20 protein-coding genes are annotated in these 20004 nt (G+C 53.5%); 9 read left to right on the forward strand and 11 right to left on the reverse strand.

Going from position 1 to position 20004, the window contains the following annotated elements:
- Positions 1 to 51 precede the first annotated feature (51 nt).
- The 4 genes from MWU62_RS06230 to MWU62_RS06245 all read left to right on the forward strand — a co-directional run bounded on the left by MWU62_RS06230 (position 52) and on the right by MWU62_RS06245 (position 3390).
- Entirely contained in the window at positions 52 to 885 is an 834-nt protein-coding gene (locus MWU62_RS06230) for a mechanosensitive ion channel domain-containing protein (RefSeq protein ID WP_247114037.1), read from the forward strand.
- A 169-nt stretch (positions 886 to 1054) separates the two neighbouring features.
- Complete coding sequence (locus MWU62_RS06235) at positions 1055 to 1609, forward strand: YbaK/EbsC family protein (RefSeq protein WP_247114038.1); 555 nt, start codon at positions 1055 to 1057, stop codon at positions 1607 to 1609.
- A gap of 85 nt (positions 1610 to 1694) precedes the next feature.
- A complete protein-coding gene (locus tag MWU62_RS06240) occupies positions 1695 to 2990 on the forward strand; it encodes an FAD-dependent monooxygenase (protein ID WP_247114039.1) in 1296 nt (431 codons plus the stop codon).
- 34 nt (positions 2991 to 3024) lie between these two features.
- A complete protein-coding gene (locus MWU62_RS06245; protein ID WP_200202300.1) occupies positions 3025 to 3390 on the forward strand; it encodes a histidine triad nucleotide-binding protein in 366 nt (121 codons plus the stop codon).
- Between the two features lie 19 nt (positions 3391 to 3409).
- Here MWU62_RS06245 and phoU read toward each other — a convergent pair whose 3' ends face one another.
- From phoU to MWU62_RS06270, 5 genes are all read right to left on the reverse strand, one after another.
- Positions 3410 to 4132, reverse strand: coding sequence for a phosphate signaling complex protein PhoU (gene phoU / locus MWU62_RS06250; RefSeq protein WP_247114040.1), 723 nt, complete (start codon positions 4130 to 4132; stop codon positions 3410 to 3412).
- 42 nt (positions 4133 to 4174) lie between these two features.
- Positions 4175 to 5023, reverse strand: a complete 849-nt coding sequence (gene pstB, locus MWU62_RS06255) for a phosphate ABC transporter ATP-binding protein PstB (RefSeq protein WP_247114041.1) — start codon at positions 5021 to 5023, stop codon at positions 4175 to 4177.
- A 76-nt stretch (positions 5024 to 5099) separates the two neighbouring features.
- A complete protein-coding gene (gene pstA, locus MWU62_RS06260) occupies positions 5100 to 6377 on the reverse strand; it encodes a phosphate ABC transporter permease PstA (RefSeq protein WP_247114042.1) in 1278 nt (425 codons plus the stop codon).
- Positions 6370 to 7758 carry a phosphate ABC transporter permease subunit PstC gene (pstC, locus tag MWU62_RS06265; protein ID WP_247114043.1) on the reverse strand — a complete coding sequence of 463 codons (1389 nt, stop codon included), beginning with the start codon at positions 7756 to 7758 and terminating at the stop codon, positions 6370 to 6372. The genes pstA and pstC overlap by 8 nt, the downstream gene beginning before the upstream one ends.
- Before the next feature lie 64 nt (positions 7759 to 7822).
- The gene (locus MWU62_RS06270; RefSeq protein ID WP_247114132.1) at positions 7823 to 8824 is read right to left on the reverse strand and encodes a substrate-binding domain-containing protein; all 1002 of its coding nucleotides are present in this window, start codon (positions 8822 to 8824) and stop codon (positions 7823 to 7825) included.
- Between the two features lie 228 nt (positions 8825 to 9052).
- Between MWU62_RS06270 and MWU62_RS06275 the strand changes: the two genes are divergently transcribed.
- Positions 9053 to 9457: an acyl-CoA thioesterase gene (locus MWU62_RS06275; RefSeq protein WP_247114044.1), complete on the forward strand. Its 405-nt coding sequence runs from the start codon at positions 9053 to 9055 to the stop codon at positions 9455 to 9457.
- A 27-nt stretch (positions 9458 to 9484) separates the two neighbouring features.
- Here the strand turns inward: MWU62_RS06275 and MWU62_RS06280 are convergent, their stop codons facing one another.
- Together MWU62_RS06280 and MWU62_RS06285 are read right to left on the reverse strand one after the other, a co-directional pair.
- On the reverse strand, positions 9485 to 10618 hold the full coding sequence (locus MWU62_RS06280) for a DUF3524 domain-containing protein (RefSeq protein WP_247114133.1): 1134 nt from the start codon (positions 10616 to 10618) through the stop codon (positions 9485 to 9487).
- A gap of 2 nt (positions 10619 to 10620) precedes the next feature.
- A complete protein-coding gene (locus MWU62_RS06285) occupies positions 10621 to 11292 on the reverse strand; it encodes an SDR family oxidoreductase (RefSeq protein ID WP_247114045.1) in 672 nt (223 codons plus the stop codon).
- Positions 11293 to 11427: 135 nt separating this feature from the next.
- Here MWU62_RS06285 and MWU62_RS06290 point away from each other — a divergent pair, with 135 nt between their 5' ends.
- Entirely contained in the window at positions 11428 to 12054 is a 627-nt protein-coding gene (locus tag MWU62_RS06290) for a hypothetical protein (protein ID WP_247114046.1), read from the forward strand.
- A 12-nt stretch (positions 12055 to 12066) separates the two neighbouring features.
- On the opposite strand, the gene arsJ is transcribed toward MWU62_RS06290, so the two are convergent.
- Genes arsJ through MWU62_RS06305 form a run of 3 tightly spaced genes read right to left on the reverse strand, consistent with a single transcriptional unit; the run spans position 12067 to position 14698 of the window.
- On the reverse strand, positions 12067 to 13260 hold the full coding sequence (gene arsJ, locus MWU62_RS06295) for an organoarsenical effux MFS transporter ArsJ (protein ID WP_247114047.1): 1194 nt from the start codon (positions 13258 to 13260) through the stop codon (positions 12067 to 12069).
- A 1-nt stretch (position 13261) separates the two neighbouring features.
- Positions 13262 to 14266: an ArsJ-associated glyceraldehyde-3-phosphate dehydrogenase gene (locus tag MWU62_RS06300; RefSeq protein WP_247114048.1), complete on the reverse strand. Its 1005-nt coding sequence runs from the start codon at positions 14264 to 14266 to the stop codon at positions 13262 to 13264.
- Positions 14267 to 14302: 36 nt separating this feature from the next.
- Positions 14303 to 14698, reverse strand: coding sequence for a metalloregulator ArsR/SmtB family transcription factor (locus MWU62_RS06305; RefSeq protein ID WP_247114049.1), 396 nt, complete (start codon positions 14696 to 14698; stop codon positions 14303 to 14305).
- 134 nt (positions 14699 to 14832) lie between these two features.
- On the opposite strand from MWU62_RS06305, the gene arsH reads away from it, so the two are divergent.
- The 3 genes from arsH (at position 14833) to MWU62_RS06320 (ending at position 17565) form a co-directional block, all read left to right on the forward strand.
- The gene (arsH, locus tag MWU62_RS06310; RefSeq protein ID WP_247114050.1) at positions 14833 to 15549 is read left to right on the forward strand and encodes an arsenical resistance protein ArsH; all 717 of its coding nucleotides are present in this window, start codon (positions 14833 to 14835) and stop codon (positions 15547 to 15549) included.
- Positions 15550 to 15558: 9 nt separating this feature from the next.
- Positions 15559 to 16623: an ACR3 family arsenite efflux transporter gene (gene arsB, locus MWU62_RS06315; RefSeq protein WP_247114051.1), complete on the forward strand. Its 1065-nt coding sequence runs from the start codon at positions 15559 to 15561 to the stop codon at positions 16621 to 16623.
- Between the two features lie 144 nt (positions 16624 to 16767).
- Positions 16768 to 17565: an undecaprenyl-diphosphate phosphatase gene (locus MWU62_RS06320; protein ID WP_247114052.1), complete on the forward strand. Its 798-nt coding sequence runs from the start codon at positions 16768 to 16770 to the stop codon at positions 17563 to 17565.
- Positions 17566 to 17718: 153 nt separating this feature from the next.
- Here the strand turns inward: MWU62_RS06320 and uvrD are convergent, their stop codons facing one another.
- Positions 17719 to 19884 (reverse strand): DNA helicase II, encoded by a 2166-nt coding sequence (gene uvrD / locus MWU62_RS06325; protein ID WP_247114053.1) that lies wholly within the window; start codon positions 19882 to 19884, stop codon positions 17719 to 17721.
- Between the last annotated feature and the right edge of the window lie 120 nt (positions 19885 to 20004).

Here is a 20004-nt window from a genome sequence, read left to right on the forward strand (position 1 = left end):
AACCCCACTAAAACGATAATTAACTAATAACAGGAATCAAAAGGAGTCCTTATGGAAGACCTATTTAGCGCAGACGGTCGCGCTTCTGAATACGTGGATCAGGCCATTGCACTGATCATGACCTATGCTCCAAAAGTTTTGCTGGCCATTATTACGCTGATTATCGGTATGTGGCTGATCAATCGCTTTGTGAATGTTTTGGATGCAAAACTTGGCAAGAAAGATCCCACCCTTAACAAGTTTTTGTGTGGGTTGATTGGCGCTGTTCTAAAAATTCTGCTGCTGATCTCTGTTGCCTCGATGGTAGGCATCGCTACCACTTCCTTTGTCGCTATCATTGGTGCCGCAGGCTTGGCTGTTGGTCTTGCTCTGCAGGGCAGTCTGGGGAACTTTGCCGGTGGCGTGCTGATTCTGATCTTCAAGCCGTTCAAGGTGGGCGATGTGATTGAAGCTCAGGGTTTTCTGGGCTCAGTGCGTGAAATCAGTATTCTCTATACGGTTGTGGACACCTTTGATAATCGCCGGGTAGTGATTCCCAACGGCGAGTTATCCAACTCCAGCCTGACCAACATGAGCGTCTACGACACACGCCGTTGCGACATGAAGTTCGGCATTGGATACAACGACGATATCGACAAAGCCAAGAGCATTTGCAAGCGCCTTATCGAAGAAGATGAGCGTGCGCTCAAAGACCCTGCACCACTAATTGTGGTGGGCGGCCTTGGCGACAGCTCTGTTGACCTTACTGTTCGGGCCTGGACAAAGTCTGGGGACTTATGGCCGTTTTACTGGGACATGCAAGAGCGTGTGAAAAAAGCCTTTGATGCGGAAGGTATCTCCATTCCCTTTCCCCAGCGCGACGTTCACATGTACAAAACCGAGTGAAATAGCAATCCGTATCACATAGATACAACCCGTTACTCGCAAACAGTACAACCTAAGCTAAGCTGACCAATAATGACGGGGCCCAATGGCCCCGTCAGAACGCCGCCGGAGCAGGCTACATATGCCGACCGTTTCGGATAGTTGTCATTGCTGGTAGGAGGCTTTCTCTATGCCGATACAGCAGCTAAAAGAATTTCTTGATGGGGCCAATGTTGAATACATGTGCCTCACTCACCCTCCCGCATTTACTGCTCAGGATCTTGCTCATCACGTAAAAATTGCGGGTGATAAGGTCGTTAAAACTGTCATTATCGAACTTGATGGAAAAATGGCGATGCTGGTTATGCCAGCAACCTGGCGCGTGCGCTGGGAGAGCCTTTCCCGCATTTTGGATACCGACTTTGTTGATCTTGCCGATGAGCAGGCATTTCAGGACCGTTTCCCGGACTGTGAAGTCGGTGCCATGCCACCTTTCGGCAACCTGTTTGGGATGACCGTCTACTGCGCCGAGCCGCTAACGGAACAGCCCGAGCTAGCCTTTGCCGCAGGCAGCCATACTGAAACCCTGCATATGAAAACACAGGATTTCCTGAATCTGGTTCAGCCCATGGTACTCAATCGAGGCTTTAACAAACCCGGCGCCCAGAAGCCCGCTTGGTTGTTGAAAGGACGTCGCCAGCCCGGGGAACACTCGGAACAACAGGCATCCGGGATGCTAGGTTAATATTGCTATTGCATTCGGCTTGACCCCGGTCGCTTGTCTGATCGTTGCCATCGCGTAAACTGTGGGCATCAGACAGGAAACCGATATGACTCAAGCATTTGATATTGTGATTGTCGGCGCTGGCATGGTTGGCGCCGCACTTGCTACTGGCCTCGGGCAGGATGGCTTCAGCGTCGCGATGGTTGATCGCGCACCTGCACCCAAGTTCGATCCGGGCTCTGCCCCCGATATACGCGTTTCGGCCCTCAGCGCTGGAAGCGAACGCTACCTACGAAGTCTGGGCGCTTGGGACAATATCCTCAATATGCGCGCAACACCCTATAGCCGCCTAGCGGTGTGGGATGAAACCCCTCATCCATTAAGCAATTTGCTACCGCGCACGTCCAATCAGGTGGAATTTGATGCCGCCGGGCTGAACACCTCTCACCTTGGCCATATTGTTGAAAACTCCGTAACCCAGCAGGGCCTTTGGCAGGCTGCACAAGCCGAGCCCTCGGTTACCATTCTGGCAGGCAAGGGCGTCACTGGCATTACCCAGACTGATGGTCAGGCCAAGGTTGTACTTGAGGGTGGCGAGGAGCTGACCGCCGCACTCATTATTGGTGCCGACGGCGCGCAATCCCGGGTGCGGGACATGGCGGGGATCGGAGTTACCCGGAACCAGTACGGTCAGCAGGCCATGGTTATTTCTGTGCGTTATCAGGGGCCGGTGCAAGATATCACCTGGCAGGGGTTTTACCCTTCCGGCCCCAGAGCCTTTCTACCGCTCTACAGCGCAGGCTCCAGTCACTCTGGGGAAAGCCGTGCTTCACTGGTGTGGTACGACTCGCCAGAGGAAATCGCCCGCCTGAAAACCCTGAGCAATGAAGCCTTGGTGATGGAGATACAGAATGGCTTCCCGGCCGAACTGCCACAGCTCACCCACATTGAAGATCGCGCCAGCTTTCCTATCGCCCGCCAGCACGCCAAACACTACTCGGAGGGGCGTATAGTGTTAGTGGGGGACGCCGCTCACACCATCAACCCCTTAGCGGGACAGGGCGTAAACCTTGGCTTTCAGGATGCCCAGTGCTTGCAGCGTCTTTTGAAAGAAGCCAAGAGAGCCGGAGACGATCTGGCCAAGCCCTCATGGTTGGCCAGCTATGAGCAGCAACGGCGACCTGCGAACAGGCGTATGATGTTCGCCATGGATGCGTTTTATCATCTGTTTAGCAACCAGATTCCGCCGCTTCATTTGCTCCGGAACCTCGGCTTGGGCACGGCCCGTGCCCTGCCCTTCGCGCGCAATCGGGTGGCACGCTATGCCATGGGAATCGACGATGAGCTACCAGCGGTTATCCGGCAATTAACATCCCGGTTGCCGGGCCTGAGCCAGCTTTGAATATTTGGACAACGATAAACAAAAGGAAGCCAAAATGTCAGAAACGCTTTTCACCAAGATCATTAATCGCGAAATCCCGGCTGATATCGTTTATGAAGACGACATCAGCTTGGCGTTTCGCGATATCAATCCGCAAGCACCGGTACACCTGCTGATCATCCCCAAAAAGCTGATCGCTACCATCAATGATATCGAGGAGATGGACCGAGAGCTGGTCGGCCATCTTTACTGGGTAGCCGCCAAGCTCGCGAAAGAGATGGGCTTTGCCGAAGACGGCTATCGCACTGTGATGAACTGCGGTGAAAACTCCGGCCAGACCGTATTCCACATTCACCTGCATCTATTGGCAGGCAAACCTCTAGGCTGGCCGCCGTATACCGACAAAATGAAGCAGGCCTGAAGCTCGGATACATTGGGGCTTAGCGCCCCACAACTCGCTCCGCTTCTTCCATTGGTGAGTGGCGTACGTCTTCACCTTTAACCATGAAGATCACGTTTTCAGCAATGTTGCAGGCGTGATCGCCCACTCGCTCCAGCGACCGCAGAACCCACATCACCGACATGCAGCGCGAAATATTGCGGGCATCTTCCATCATAAAGGTGAGCAACGTTCGAGCTGCCGCCTGATATTCTTCATCTACTCGTTTATCTTCCTTCATTACCCGCAAAGCCTGCTCTGAATCCAGTCTGGCAAAGGCATCCAGTGAGTCATGAAGCATAGCCATCACATGAGCGCCAATATGACGAACCTCTCCGTAACCCTGAGGCGCCTGCCCTTCTTCGGTAAGCTTGATGGCAAACTTGGCAATTTTTTTTGCTTCATCGCCTACTCGCTCCAAATCCGCCACCATTCGAATAACCGAAATCACCAGCCGCAGATCCCGAGCCGTGGGCTGGCGACGGGCGATGATGAGCATGGCCTCCTCATCAATATCCATTTCCATCCGATCAACCGTTCGGTCGTTGGCACGAATTTCTTCTGCCAAATACCCATCGCCTTCTGCCAAGGCCTTCAAAGCACTTTCGATCTGAGTCTCCACCAAACCGCCCATTTTTAGAAAGCGGGTTTTCAACGCCAGCAGTTCGTCGTTGAACCGGTTAGATATATGGTCCCCGTAAACGTCGTCTTTTTTACTAGGCACGCTGTGCTCCTCTTTTGACTTGGCTTGTTCTGGGCACCGGGATCAACCAAAACGACCGGTGATGTAGGATTCGGTCAGCTCGTGTTCCGGCGTAGTGAACACCTTGCTGGTATCGTTTACTTCCACAAGATGGCCTAGATGAAAGTATGCGGTGCGGTTGGACACCCGCGCGGCCTGCTGCATCGAGTGGGTCACGATCACAATGGTGTAGCTCTCGGACAACTCGGCAATCAGCTCTTCAATTCTGGCGGTGGCAATAGGGTCCAGCGCCGAACAGGGCTCATCCATCAGCACCACTTCGGGGCTGACGGCGATGGCTCTTGCGATACACAGCCGCTGCTGCTGACCGCCGGACATACCTGTTGCCATGGCATCAAGGCGATCCCTCACCTCGTTCCAAAGGCCTGCCTTGCGTAGGCTATTTTCTACAATGTCGTCCAGATCAGACTTGCGATTAGCTAAGCCATGAATCCGCGGGCCATAGGCGACATTGTCGTATATAGATTTTGGGAAGGGATTGGGCTTCTGGAAAACCATGCCAACACGGGCGCGCAGCTCAACTACGTCTCGCTTTGAGTCATAAATGTTCTGCCCATCCAACAGCAATGAGCCTTTGATTCGGCAGCTCTCAATGCTGTCGTTCATTCTGTTAAGACAACGCAAAAAGGTGGATTTGCCACAACCGGAAGGCCCGATAAAGGCAATCACCTCGTTGCGGGCGATATCCAGACTGATGTTTTTGATAGCCCGAGTTTCGCCGTAAAACACGTTCACGTCCCGGAGCTTGAACTTGGGGTCGTCTGAAAACGGGATGCCAACGGTTTTGCCTTCTTCAATTACTGTGTCTGCCGGGCGCTCAATCTTGGCCTTTGTCGAGTCTGATTCAGGCATCTTTGTCTCTTTCATAACTGTTGGGTTCATACTGCTGGAAATAGTGTCGGAAATAACGCTCATAAGTCTCGTCTCTTTACCAACGGCGCTCAAGGCGCTTGCGCAGCCATATGGCGAATGCATTCATAGTTATCAGGAAGGCGAGCAAAACCATAATGCCGGCAGAGGCCAGCTCCACGAATCCCTGCTCTGCGCTGCCAGCCCAGATGAAAATCTGCACGGGCAAAACCGTTGCCGAACTGAAGAAGCCCTCTGGTATCTCTACAATAAACGCCACCATGCCAATCAAAAGCAAAGGCGCGGTTTCGCCCAGAGCCTGAGCCATGCCGATAATCGAACCGGTCAACATGCCAGGCATGGCCAGCGGTAGCACATGGTGCAGAACCACCTGCATTTTTGACGCGCCTATACCTTCTGCAGCCTCCCGTATTGAAGGCGGCACGCTTTTGATTGCCGCCCGGCTCGAGATAATGATGGTGGGCAATGTCATCAGCGCCAGCACCAAACCGCCCACTACCGGCACAGAGCGGGGCATACCAAATAGGCCGATAAACACCGCCAGCCCCAGCAACCCGAAAATGATAGAGGGAACAGCAGCAAGGTTATTAATGTTGACCTCAATAAAGTCCGTAAGGCGGTTACTGGGTGCAAACTCCTCCAGATAAACCGCAGCTGCCACTCCCACCGGGAAGGCGATAATCAAGGTCACTCCCATGGTCAGCAAAGAGCCGATCAAGGCTCCGAGAATACCGGCGTTGGATGGCTCACGAGAATCCCCCCGGCTAAAAAACACATCGTTAAATCCAGTATCAATGACGCCTTTGCTCAGCAGCTCATCTGTCCAACGCTGTTGCTGCTCGGTGAGGCGTATGGAGTACCCGGGGTCGCCCGCATGTTTTACATAAACCGATACCGTATCGTGCGCCGGAAACTCAATAGTGCGAGTGCTACCAAGCCAATCCGGGTTCTCTTTCAACAGGTCTCGCACTTGATTGCTGGCGTAGCTGCCAGTCATTCGGCTGAGCTCCCGTTTATCGGCACGGCTCGTGGCCTGCGGAAAATACCCTTGTAGTGCTTTAATGATAGGCGCCTGAAAATCCGCCATGGCGATCTGATCCGGATCTGAGGCATCGTTCAGATACATTAATTCGCCATCTAAATGCACCTCAAGGGTCACCGTGGTTTTAATGAAGCCCGTATAGCCCTTACTGATAATGTCGGTAAACAGAATCACCAGAGAGAAGAGCGCAATCGAAATAGCGGCTACCCCATAAAAGCGGAATCTACGCTCTTTGCGATAACGACGCTTTAGCGAGCGACGGACAAGTTCCGCCTGAGAACTTGGATTAGTCATATTGTTCCCTGTATTTGCGCACGACTTTCAGTGCGATTACGTTCAGCAGCAGCGTTACGATAAAGAGCATCATGCCCAGAGCAAATGCGGCCAGTGTCTTGGCGCTGTCGAATTCCTGATCACCCGTGAGCAGCGTGACAATTTGCACCGTGACGGTAGTGACCGAATCCAACGGGTTGGCCGTTAGGTTTGCGGCCAGTCCGGCGGCCATAACGACAATCATGGTTTCACCAATGGCCCGGGATGCAGCTAACAATATGCCCCCCATAATGCCCGGCAACGCCGCCGGAAAAATCACATTCTTCATGGTTTCAGACTGGGTGGCGCCGAGCGCCAAAGAGCCATCCCGCAGAGTGCGGGGAACCGCATTAATCACGTCATCGGATAAAGAGGACACAAAAGGGATAATCATAATGCCCATCACTAGCCCCGCCGCCAACGCACTCTGGGAAGAGGCTTCAAGCCCCAAAGCCAGAGCTAGATCACGGATAAATGGCGCTACGGTGAGCGCTGCAAAAAAGCCGTAAACGACAGTAGGCACACCGGCGAGCATTTCCAGCAAGGGCTTGACCACCGAACGCATCATTGGGCTGGCGTACTCTGAGAGGTACACCGCTGACAGCAAGCCAACCGGCACAGCAATCAGCAAGGCAATCGCAGAAATCATGAGCGTTCCGGTAAACAACGGAATAATACCGAATGCGCCTTCTGAACCTATCTGATCCGCTCGCAGAGCGGTTTGTGGGCTCCAACTGGTACCGAACAAAAATTCACTCACCGGTACCTTTTCAAAAAAACGGAAGGTTTCGAAAATAACTGAGAAAACAATGCCAATAGTGGTAAGAATGGCAACGGCCGCGCACACGAAAAACAAACGCTGTAGCGTACGCTCCACACTCTTGCGAGCATTGATATGCGGTGCGACCTGCGTCCAGGCGAAGGTGCCACCAAGAACCGCAATCAAGATTACTAATAGCGTCTTGAATTGACTACTCTGCTCGCGCAACTCCTGCAGTAGGGTCGCGGCACCGGAAATGCCTTCCGGAACTATCGATGGGTCCAGTTTTCCAGCGGCTAAATTGCTAATTTGAGAAAGCGTCAGGCTGGCGCGCCCTGCCGATTGCGGAGCGAGTTCTGCGGGCAAGGACGCCATAACCATGTCTTGAATGACTTTGCCTTCAAACGCAGCCCAGGTTCCTAGAATAATCAGGGCCGGGATTGCACACCAAAGTGCAGCTCTGGCGGCATAATACGCCGGCAGAGCCTTGAGATTACGGATGCCACCCAAAGGCGCTGCCACAGCGCGGGAGCGCATAAAAGCGAACCCGTAAGCCACTGCGGCAAGCACCAAAACTAGGGGCAATAAATCAGCTGTCTGCATGGTTGTCTCGTTGATTCATGGCTGTCTCCTGAGTTCATTGCCCCTACTTTCTACCAATTGGATATTAAAGCTCATTACCCGTCATTGGCTTGAGTTCTCTAACGGCTTTTGCGGTTTCCATGCGCACATTGCGTGGGTTAGGGATTAAGCCCACATCCACCAAGTAGCCATTGTCGCCCCATGCACCTTCTGTGGTGAACTCCTGTGCATATTCGGCGATACCGGGAACCACACCTGCGTGGGCATTTTTAATGTAGAAAAACAGGGAGCGAGCGACGGGATACTCTTCATCGGCAATGGTATCTGGCGTTGGCTCCACACCGTTGATGGTGGATGCCTGAATTTCACCGCTATTTTCCATCAGGAAGCTGTAGCCAAAGATACCCAGTGTGTCTTTGTCCTGAGCCAGTCGCTGAACAATCAAATTGTCGTTTTCACCGGCTTCAACAAAGGCGCCGTCTTCGCGCATATTATGGCAAACACCGCGCATTTCTTTCTTTTCCATCGCCTTGATGAAACCAAAGGTCTTACAGCCACCTTCCATCGCGATTTCTACAAAAGCGTCACGGGTGCCGGAAGTCGGGGGCGGGCCCATCACACTTATTTCCTTAGCTGGCAGGCTAGAGTCTATATCGCTCCACTTCTCATAAGGGTTGGCAACCAGTTTGTCACCGCCTTTGGGGTCCGGAACCTTTTTAGCCAAAGCCAAAAACACTTGGCGCAGACTCAAGTCCATGGGAGCCGCTTCCTTCGAATTAGCGATAACAATGCCATCGGCACCGATTTTCACTTCGGTAATGGCTTCTACGCCATTGCGCTGGCACATTTCAAACTCGCTGGCCTTCATCCGGCGCGACGCGTTTGTAATATCCGGGTGCTGGGTGCCGATTCCAGCACAAAACAACTTGAAACCACCGCCCGAGCCGGTCGATTCCAGCTTAGGCGTGGGGAATTCAGTATTACGACCAAAGCGCTCGGCAACAACGGTAGCAAATGGGTAAACCGTTGAAGAACCCACAACATTTACGGTGTCACGGGCCAGTGCGGGAGCGGAAACGATAGACATGCCGCCAGTCAGAGCAACAATAGCAAGAGCTTTATTCGGTTTGATCACGTTGTATCTCCATCAGTCACTTATATTGTGTACAGCACCGGTTTACTGATGGGTAAAGACTAAAGCCTCTGTATGACAGCTTTGTTACACATGGAGTAGAAGCCGTAAATAAGCTTGCAGCCGCCAGATAGGTCGTTAACATGCTACGAAAATAATTCTAGATAACAAAAGGCGTGATCCATGACTGCATACGATGACGACAAACCCAAGCCCAGAGGCGACCTAACGCTTCAGATCGTTCCACTACCCCAGGATACAAACGCCAATGGCGATGTATTCGCAGGCTGGCTGGTCAAACAAATGGATATTGCCGCGGCCACCGTAGCGGGGCGCATTTCTCTGGGCCGCAACGCTACCGTAGCCATGGACGGGATGGAATTTCTCTCTCCGCTAAGAGTTGGCTCCCAAGTTGGCTGTTACTGCGAATTAGTGGACATAGGCCGCAGCTCCATGAAAATCAATGTGGAAGTATGGACCCTTGACCGAACGGCAAAAAATCCGCGAAAAGTGACCGAAGGCAGGTTTGTCTACGTGGCTATTGATGAACAAGGCCGAATTCGAGAAGTTCCCGAACAGAAAGCCTGACAATCATCCGACCCTGCTCGCCAAGCCTTATTGCATTGATCCCATCAGATCACTTGAAGGCTCTAGCTTAGGCGGGGTCTTGATGAGCCGGTCAAACAGGGATCGATACTTCCCTGCAAGTACCGACGCTCTCCAGCCATCAGGTTGGCAGCAAGGTGGCGGCTTTTCGATAAGCCGCTGCAAGCAACCGACTGCAGCCTTAGCTTCCGCATCAGCATCCGCTTCATGGCTTTCGTAACGACAGCTGTGAGGCACGTACTCCCTATAAGCCAACCTATCCGGCGCCAACGGGACGCACCCGGATGCCATGGCTTCCAGCATCGACAGGCCCTGAAAATCATGAAGCGCCGTTGATAGAACAATATCTGCTTTACGTAGCAGTGTGTCGTATTTAGCTCGGCTCTCCAGAAACCCCCAATTTTCTATGCGACCACTAAACCTTGTCGCTATCTGGGCAAAGGCGCTTGGATGGTTACGGAAACTCTCTCCGACCACACTCAGACGATACGGCTGTTGCTGCTTTTCCAACACGTCCAGAAAGTTAAGCAGCCTATCTGGCCCTTTATCGTATTCCCAGCGGTGGTTCCAGAGCAGATGCGGGCACCCTCGATTCAAGGGCGTTGGAGTGCCCTCAAACAAAGCGTCTTCGATAGGCACCGGCAACACCTCGGATTTATGCTTCAGGTTGTCAACCAGCCCATTTGGCACCGCATCCGGCATTTTGTTCAAAAACTCCCTCACCCCCTGCAAAAAGCTGTCTCGATTCCAGGCGCTGTTGAACGCCACACAGTCTGCAGCCATAGCGCCATAGAGATTCACCATTTGAGGCTCTACGCGCCCCTTCTGCTGATTGCTTACAGGGAAGGCAAACTGGTTCTCATGCATGTATAACAAACAAGGCGTGTTCGCTAGCTGTGGGTGCAGCCCCCGCAAGGTTGCGAGGTCCACCATGGATGTAGCGGCCACCAAATCCCAGGGCTCTTGAAAACAGGGCTCATTTAGCCAGCTCAGAGCGTTTCCGCGGATACGCCACTGAAAAAAACGAGGGGCTAACGCCAAGGTATGCCAGTGATATTCCGGCAATAGCGCCATGAGCTGCTCACGCCAGCGCTTATGGCTGGCGGCATCGTAGGCCGACAGCAGCAGAATGCGCGGCTTGATGCTCACCAGGGTAGCTCTTCACCATTGCTGTGCCAGAAGGAGCCGGTATTCTCCAGATTCAGCCTGGCAATCTGTTTGACCAGCCCACGGGCAGAGTCTTCTGGGGTGATCAGGCCACCAAAGTTCACCATTCGGGTTTTCACAAAACCAGGATGTAACTGAGCAACAGCAATCCCCTTGGGCTTCAAATCCATCGCCAGAGATTTGCCAAAGGCGTTCAACGCCGCCTTGGAAGCTCGATAGCCGTAACGACCGCCAGAATCGTTATCGGCAATAGAGCCCATCCGGCTGGTGATATTGGCGATTTTGCTGCCCTGCCCCATCAACGGCACCAGCGCTTCCGCCACACGCAGCGGTGCGTAGGCGTTGATTTCCATTTGTGTGCGAATGGAATCAAAATTGATGCTGCCCAGCTGTTCATCCTGCAGCAAGCCCGCATTGTTGATCAGCAGACTGATGTTTTTGCCCACGAGGCCTGCCTTCAGCTTTTCGATGCCTTCGTCAGTGGTTACATCTACGCCTTCAATTACCTGTGCCGCCACACTTGCCAACTCATCAGAGGACTGTCGACACACTCCTATTACGTCATGCCCTTCACCGGCATAATAGCGAGTGAGCTCAAGCCCAATGCCACGATTGGCACCTGTGATGACAACTATGTTGGATTCCGGCATAAAAACTCCTACATTCTGATCAGATTCATCGATCTACAGAGCCTTGCCTGCCTATTGGCAAGGTCGTCCGTATCTGCAATGGTTACACCATAACGTTTAATCTCACCAAAGCGCGATAGCAGAGACCCGCAACCTATGAACTTCAGGCAGTTAAGTGCACTGGCGATGAGTTTCGCTCTGGTCGCTCCGGCCGCGATCGCTGATATGGGCATAGCACCATTCGTGGGATATCGCATGGGCAGCTCGGTCGATATTGAAACCGCTGGCGCCAGCACAAACGGCCAAATCCGATTCAGGGACACCAAAAGCCATGGACTAACCTTGAATTTCGACCTGCCAGAAGCAGGTAAGCAGGGTGAGCTGTATTTTGGCCGGCAGGGTACCTCGGCAAAGCTGGACAACGGCCTCTTTGCTCCCGGCACTAGGGAAATTGACCTTACTATCTACCAACTACAATTCGGTGGCCTTTATTTCCCGGGTGGCAAAAGGTATGGGGGCTTTGCATCTGGCGTATTCGGCCTGACCCGCCTGGAGCCAGACGATTCAGCATACAATACAGAGCATCGCCTGGCCCTGTCCCTCGGCGGTGGTTATCAGTTCTTACTAAGTGAAAAGCTACGCTTGCGGCTTGATCTTCGCGGAGTTTATACAGCCCTGGATTCCGGCGGCTCTGTATTCTGTTCCGGTGGCTGCCAACTTACCTACCGCAGCAGTGGTTACCTTCAAGTTGAGGCGGGTGCAGGCCTGGTGTTACGTTTCTAGGCCTACCTGCTGTTATGTTTTAACTACTTGCCTTTCGGGCAGCATCAATGACAACAACGCGGCTGTTGATACCAGGCCCGACGATATCCACAAGCACGCCTCCAGCCCGTATGCCTGATACACCCAGCCAGACAAAATCGTGCCCAGCAACCGGCCTACGGCATTGGACATGTAATAGAAACCCACATCCAGGGATACACCATCACCTCTGGCGTAGCTGACAATCAGGTAGCTATGCAGAGAGGAATTGATGGCAAACAAAATTCCGAACAGCAACAAACCACCGATAACCACAATCTGTGGTGACCAGCCAGCCATCAGGCCAAGCGCAATCGCCGCAGGAACCAATGCCAGCGCCGTGGCCCAGAATGCGGCAGGCTGTTTGCCTTCGCCTGTGCCGGTAATTCGGGGCGCTATGGTCTGGATAAAGCCATAGCCGATGACCCAGGTGGCCATAAAACCGCCGACCTTCCAGAAGTCCCAGCCAAAGACCGTATGCAGATAAACGGGCAGAGCCACAACAAACCACACATCCCGGGCACCAAACAGAAACATGCGAGCTGCAGACAGCACATTAATGGCACGGCTTTTTGAAAGAATCTCCCGGAACTTGGGTTTTGCGGTGCTCTTGCCCAACTCCTGTTTGAGCAAAACCAGACTGGCGAGCCAAACCAAGCCGAGCGCCACAGCCATGGCAAGCACCGCACCGGTGAAGCCCATCGCCATCAACAATACTCCACCCAGAAAAAAGCCCACGCCCTTCAGGGTGTTCTTCGATCCCGTAAGAATGGCGACCCACTTATACAAAGTGCCCTGCTGTTCATCTGGCACCAGCAATTTGATTCCGCTCTTGGCAGACATTTTGTTCAGGTCTTTGGCAATACCGGACAAAGCCTGCGCCGCCATCACCCAGGGCACTGAGAGCGTGGCCGCCGGGACAGCCAGCATGGCCAAGGCTGCGATTTGCAGGAACAGCCCGATATTCATGGTGCGGTTCAATCCCATGCGAGCACCCAGATAGCCACCCACCAGATTGGTCACCACCCCGAAGAACTCGTAGAAAACAAATAGCAGGGCGATTTCCAGAGGCGAGTAGCCAAGCTGGTGGAAATGCAGCACCACCAGCATGCGCAACGCTCCATCCGTCAGGGTGAAGGCCCAATAATTACCCGTGATCACCAAGTACTGACGAATGGCGGCATTCATATCAAGCCAGGCCCACCTTGCGCACCAGTTCCGCAGTGCGGTTGGCGTAACCCCACTCGTTGTCATACCAGGCATAGATCTTCACCTGAGTACCGTTGATCACTATTGTGGACAGGGCATCGACGATGGACGAGCGCGGATCTGTTTTGTAATCGATGGATACCAGCGGACGTTCTTCGTAGCCCAGAATATCCTTCAACTCACCCTCAGAGGCTTCTTTCAGAAGCTGGTTCACCGTGTCGCGATCGGTTGGCGTTTCCACCTCAAACACACAATCCGTCAGAGATGCGTTGGTGAGGGGAACACGCACTGCGTGGCCATCCAAACGTCCCTTAAGATCCGGGAATATTTCGATAATCGCAGTAGCAGAACCGGTACTGGTGGGAATCAGCGAGCTGCCGCACGCCCGTGCCCGCCGCAGGTCTTTGTGGGGCGCATCAACGATTGTCTGAGTGTTGGTCAGGCTGTGGATGGTGGTAATGGAGCCGTGCTTGATACCCAGCTTCTCGTGAATCACCTTAACCACTGGCGCCAAACAGTTAGTGGTGCACGACGCCGCTGTTACAATTCGATCCTTGGCCGGATCAAAAATATCTTCATTCACACCCACAACAATGTTCTTCGCACTCGCTTCTTTCACCGGCGCGGTGACTACCACCCGTTTTACGCCTTGATCGAGGTAGCCCTGCAGCGCCGACACGGTTTTGTTAGCGCCGCTGGCTTCGATCACTATGTCGCAGCCGGACCAGTCCGTGTCACCGATGGCCTTGTTATGGGTAACCGCGATGCGCTTGCCGTCGATCACCATCTCATCGCCACTGGCGGAAGCCTCATGGCTCCAGATACCGTGAACACTGTCGAAGTTCAGCAGGTGCGCCAAAGTGTGGGTTTCTGCCCCGGGATCGTTAATGGCAACAAATTCCAGTTCCGGCCAGTCCCAGGCTGCCCTTAAAGCCAAGCGGCCAATACGGCCAAATCCATTAATGCCTACTTTGATCTTGCTCATAACTATCTCCTTGCGTGAAAGCCATCAGGCCAAGGATCAGGGACACTGCATCGTCGGGCGATCGACAATGGCCTGAAGCTTCGCCAGAGGTGATTTAAGTACCGCCTCGTTATGTGCCGCCGTTTCGTCCAAAACTCGAAACACCCACGCAGGCAAAGTGGGGGGAATAGAATAGTAGATCCACTGCCCCCGGCGCTCTGTTGCCACCAACCCGGTGTCTCTCAGTATGGCCAGATGACGGCTGACTTTTGGCTGAGACACATCTAAGGCTTCTGTCAGTTCGCAGACACACAATTCTGCCCGGCGCCGAATCAGCAGCATACTGACCAGCCGCAATTCATCACTCAAAGCCTTAAACAGCACGATAGGGCTAATTTCTATGGGCTGCTGGCAAGTTTCTTGTGCGGGCAAGGCACCTTTTTTATCGATCATGCAGTTAGCTCACACTCTTGAATATTCGATTATCCATATATATGATCAAGGCGATATTAGGCAGGTAATGTTACAAAGTAAAGACACCAACCAGCCATTTCACTCATTGAAATTTTAGGATTTTCAGTCGCTCTATGAAATCAACCGACCTGCCCAATATTGTCGCCGAACTGTTTCAGCCCCCCACCAGTGAGCAGCTATTTACTACCGAGGCGCCGGAACACGCACCTCGAATATTGCTTCTGTACGGCTCCTTGCGCGCTCGTTCTTTCAGCCGCCTTGCCGTTGAAGAGGCAGCTCGTTTGCTGGAGGCCATGGGCGCGGAAACTCGCATTTTTAACCCTCGCGGCCTGCCTCTAGCCGATGCCGAAGAAGCATCTCACCCGAAGGTTCAAGAGCTGAGAGAACTAGCCGAGTGGGCGGAAGGCATGGTGTGGTGCTCACCGGAACGCCATGGTGCTATGACTGGCGTTATGAAAACCCAAATTGACTGGATTCCCCTGTCCATAGGGGCGGTTCGCCCCACTCAAGGCAAAACTCTGGCAGTGATGCAAGTGTGCGGCGGCTCCCAGTCGTTCAATGTAGTTAATCAACTGCGGGTTCTGGGGCGCTGGATGCGGATGCTGACCATTCCAAACCAATCATCAGTGCCTAAAGCGTTCATGGAATTTGACGACAATGACCGCATGAAACCTTCTGCCTACTACGACCGCATTGTGGATGTGATGGAAGAGCTGATGAAATTCACTCTACTGACCCGCGACCGCAGTGACTACCTTACTAACCGCTATTCCGAGCGTAAGGAAAGCGCTGAAGAACTATCAAAGCGTGTTAACCAACGGTCTATCTGAGAGTTAGCTATGAGCCAAAACACCGAAGCGGAAAACACAAAAGCAGAAGGCATGGATCTATTCGGACGCTACCTGTCGGTATGGGTAGCTCTGGCCATTATCGCTGGTGTAGCACTGGGCCAGTTTGCGCCAGCAGTGCCTGAAACGCTGTCTCGCTTCGAATACGCACAGGTTTCTATCCCTATCGCTATCCTGATCTGGGCGATGATTTTCCCCATGATGGCGCAAATTGATTTCAGCGCCATTGTGGGAGTGAGAAAAGAACCGAAGGGTTTGGCCATTACCACCGTGGTGAACTGGCTGGTCAAACCTTTCACCATGTTCGCCATTGCGTGGTTCTTTCTGATGGTCGTATTTGAACCTTGGATCGCTCCGCAATTAGCCAGCGAATACCTCGCCGGCGCTATTCTTCTGGGCGCTGCGCCCTGCACCGCTATGGTGTTTGTGTGGAGTTACCTGACCAAAGGCGATGCGGCCTACACACTGGTGCAAGTATCCCTGAACGACATCATTATGCTGTTTGCCTTCGCGCCTATTGTGGTTTTCCTGCTGGGTATTTCCGACATTCAGGTGCCCTGGGATACGGTGATCCTGTCGGTTGTGCTGTACATCGTGATCCCGCTGGCCGCAGGCTATCTCACCCGTCGCACATTAATTGCGCGCCGAGGCGAACAGTGGTACGACGAGGTATTCATGAAGCGGCTGCGGCCTATTACGCCAGCGGCGCTGATTGTCACTCTGGTGTTGCTGTTCGCCTTTCAGGGCGAGGTCATTCTGGAAAACCCGCTGCACATTGCGCTGATTGCCGTACCACTGATCATCCAGACGGTGCTGATTTTCTTCATCGCCTACGGCTGGGCCAGACTATGGAATGTTCGCCACTGCATCGCCGCACCCGGCGCCATGATCGGTGCCAGTAATTTCTTTGAACTGGCAGTAGCCGCAGCCATTGCCCTGTTTGGCCTGCAATCCGGAGCGGCATTGGCGACAGTCGTTGGGGTGCTGGTGGAGGTGCCTTTGATGCTGGTTCTCGTAAGAATTGCCAATAACACCCGCAACAAATTTCCAACCTGACGGCTCTGGGCTGCCCCGGGCGCGATCTAAGCGCATTACATCCGGGGCTTGAGATCTGTTCAGTGAACTAGCACCCTGCTAATATCCCGACCACCTTTTCTTTCCCACGAACTTTGCACCTCTGACCCGAACGGAACCCTCAGAATGGATTTTCTTCAGGCTTTGTTCCTTGGCCTCCTTCAGGGACTGACCGAATTCCTGCCCATTTCCAGCTCTGCGCACCTTATTCTTGTGCCCGCATTTTTCGACTGGGTGGATCAAGGTGTAGCTTTCGATCTTGCGGTGCATGTAGGCACCCTGTTGGCCGTGGTGCTCTACTTCCGCGCCGATGTATTCAGCATCGCCCGGGACGGCCTTATTTCCATCAGCCGTCGCCGCGTCGTTGGCCAAGGCGCCTTGGCCCTTTATTTGGTAATAGGCACCATACCGGCAGGCCTCGCAGGTCTCGCATTACTGGACATTATCGATAACGAACTGCGCGCCGTGGAAATCATCTTCGCGACTACACTGTTCTTCGGCCTGTTGCTCGGCGTTGCAGATTGGATGCCCAAACGCCAACGCTCTCTGGACAGCCTCAATTGGAAAGATGCACTACTGGTAGGTATTGCTCAGGCCATCGCACTTGTTCCCGGCACCTCCAGATCCGGTATTACCATCACTGCAGGCCTGTTTCTGGGCATGAGCCGGGAAACCGCCTCCCGCTTCTCCTTCCTGTTGGCCATTCCGATTACCGCGCTGGCCTCTGCGGTTAAGCTGCTGGAAGTTGCGACTGCGGATATAGCGGTAGATTGGAGTGCGTTTCTGGTAGGTGGTGTTACATCCTTCATTATTGCCATCACCGCCATCCATTTCTTCCTGAAATGGCTCAACAAAGTGGGCATGTGGCCTTATGTTGTCTACAGGGTTATTTTGGCAGGGGTTATTTACGCAGTTCTTATGTAGCGGCTATCTGGCTCAGTACAAGAAGCACAAGCAGGGGGAAGGCTTTTCAAAACACGCTCCTTGCGGCACATCCATGTGGCGCTTGGGCTCCGCCATCCATGGCTCCGCACAGTTTTGAAAAGCCTTCCCCCTGCTCGCACTCCCCGGTAATAGTTAGCAGGCCTCCAGAGGCGCATAGGCCAGCACCAACCACTTGGCACCTTCGTCGAAATTCACCTGCACCCTAGTGTGGTGACCACTGCCTTCAGCGTTCATCACAACCCCTTCTCCGAACTTGGGATGCCGAACACGCTGCCCTAGGCTGAATCCGGATTCCTTGGCAGAATCCTGACTGAACATTCCTTCATTGGGACGATCCATCATAGCCGGGCGGGTCACCGTGTTACGTAACCGCACTTCTTGCAGGCAATCACCGGGAATTTCCCGCACAAAACGGGAAAGTGCATTGAACTTTTCTTGCCCATAAAGACGACGGGATTCGGCGTAAGTAATCACCAGTTTTTTCATGGCTCGGGTGATACCCACATAGGCCAGTCGCCGCTCCTCCTCCATACGCCCCGGCTCTTCCAGAGACATGCTGTGGGGAAATAGCCCTTCTTCAACCCCGGCAAGAAATACCAGTGGGAACTCCAAGCCCTTGGCGGAATGCAGGGTCATCAACTGCACGCTATCTTCGTGATCACCCGCCTGAGACTCACCAGCATCCAGTGCTGCCTGAGCAATGAATTCCGAGAGCGGATCTACACCCTCTTCCACCTCAAAATCGGCTAAGGCGTTGACCAGCTCCTCTAGGTTCTCAACCCGAGCCTGGCCCTTTTCGCCCTTCTCGCTGGCGTGGTAGTCCTTCAGCCCGCTGGCTTCAATGGTCTGTTTCATCAGGCCGTGAAGCGATGCTTCCTCGGCCATAACGGACAGCTCTTCAATAACACCAATAAATTTTTGTAAGCCAGTTTTCGCCCGACCTTTAACCTGTTCAGCCTCCAGCAGGCGCTCTGCGGATTCCCATAGCGATACGCTTTGGTTGGTTGCGTATTCACGCAGTTCCGCCAGGCTTTTAGCGCCGATACCTCGGGTTGGCACGTTCACCACCCGCTCGAACGCGGCGTCGTCTCGGCGATAATGTACCAGACGCAAATAGGCCAAAGCGTTGCGGATTTCCTGACGATCATAGAAGCGAAGGCCGCCATACACGCGGTACGGGATGCCTTGGCGCATCAAGGATTCTTCCAGCACACGGGACTGGGCGTTGGAGCGGTAAAGGATAGCGGATTCGCTGCGCAAATTACCCTCACTTACCCAGCTGGAGATGCTGTCGGCAATGTAATTGGCTTCGTCCTGTTCATTGAACGCGGCATACAAGCTGATGGGCTCGCCTTCTACGCCATCGGTCCAGAGCTCCTTGCCTAACCGGCCTTGATTATTAGCAATGACCGAGTTAGCAGCTTTCAGAATCAACTGTGTGGAGCGGTAGTTTTGTTCTAGCCGAACCAACCGAGCATTGGGAAAGTCTCGCTGGTACTGCTGGATATTCTCGATTTTGGCGCCGCGCCAACCGTAGATGGACTGGTCGTCATCACCTACCACTGTTAAGGGAACACGGTTGCCCGCCAAAACCTGCAGCCATGCGTACTGGATGGTGTTGGTATCTTGGAACTCGTCAACGAGAATATGCTGGAAACGCTGTTGGTAGTGGGCCAGTAGTTCCGGCCGATGCAGCCAAAGTTCGTGGGAGCGCAAAAGCAGCTCGCCAAAATCTACCAGCCCGCTTTGTTGGCACAGTTCTTCATAGCGGCGATACACCTTCAACATGGTGGAGGTAAAATGGTCCCCCGGATTTTCCTGAATATGGTCGGCCCGCAAGCCCTCGTCTTTCTGACTGCTGATAAACCACTGGGCCTGTTTGGGCGGGAACGTGCTCTCGTCAATCTGCGCTTCACGCATTACTCGCTTAACCATGCGCAGTTGATCGTCGCTATCCAGCACCTGAAAGTTCTCTGGCAGCCCGGCATCCTTCGAATGTGCCCGAAGCAGGCGGTGGGCAATACCGTGGAAGGTGCCAAACCAAAGGCCCCGAGACGGGATGTTCATCATCTCTTCGATGCGGTAACGCATTTCTTTGGCGGCTTTGTTGGTGAAGGTGACCGCCAAAATGCCCGTCGGTGGAACCCGATCCACCTGCATCAACCACGCAATCCTATGCACCAGCACCCGAGTTTTTCCACTCCCGGCACCGGCCAGCACTAACAAATGGTCGTTCTGTGCTGTGACTGCCTCACGCTGGGCATTATTCAGGGAATCGATAATGTGAGAGACATCCATGGGGGAGATCGCTGTAGTCCGGTGAATTAGGAGTTCAGGCTGCGGATTATAACAACTCGGCGCCAAACCTGCGCTGATGCGTACATTTCACTATCAAGTTCCGCCCACATTGGCCGACAA

The organism is Marinobacter sp. S6332, assembly GCF_023016045.1.
Classification (GTDB): Bacteria; Pseudomonadota; Gammaproteobacteria; order Pseudomonadales; family Oleiphilaceae; genus Marinobacter.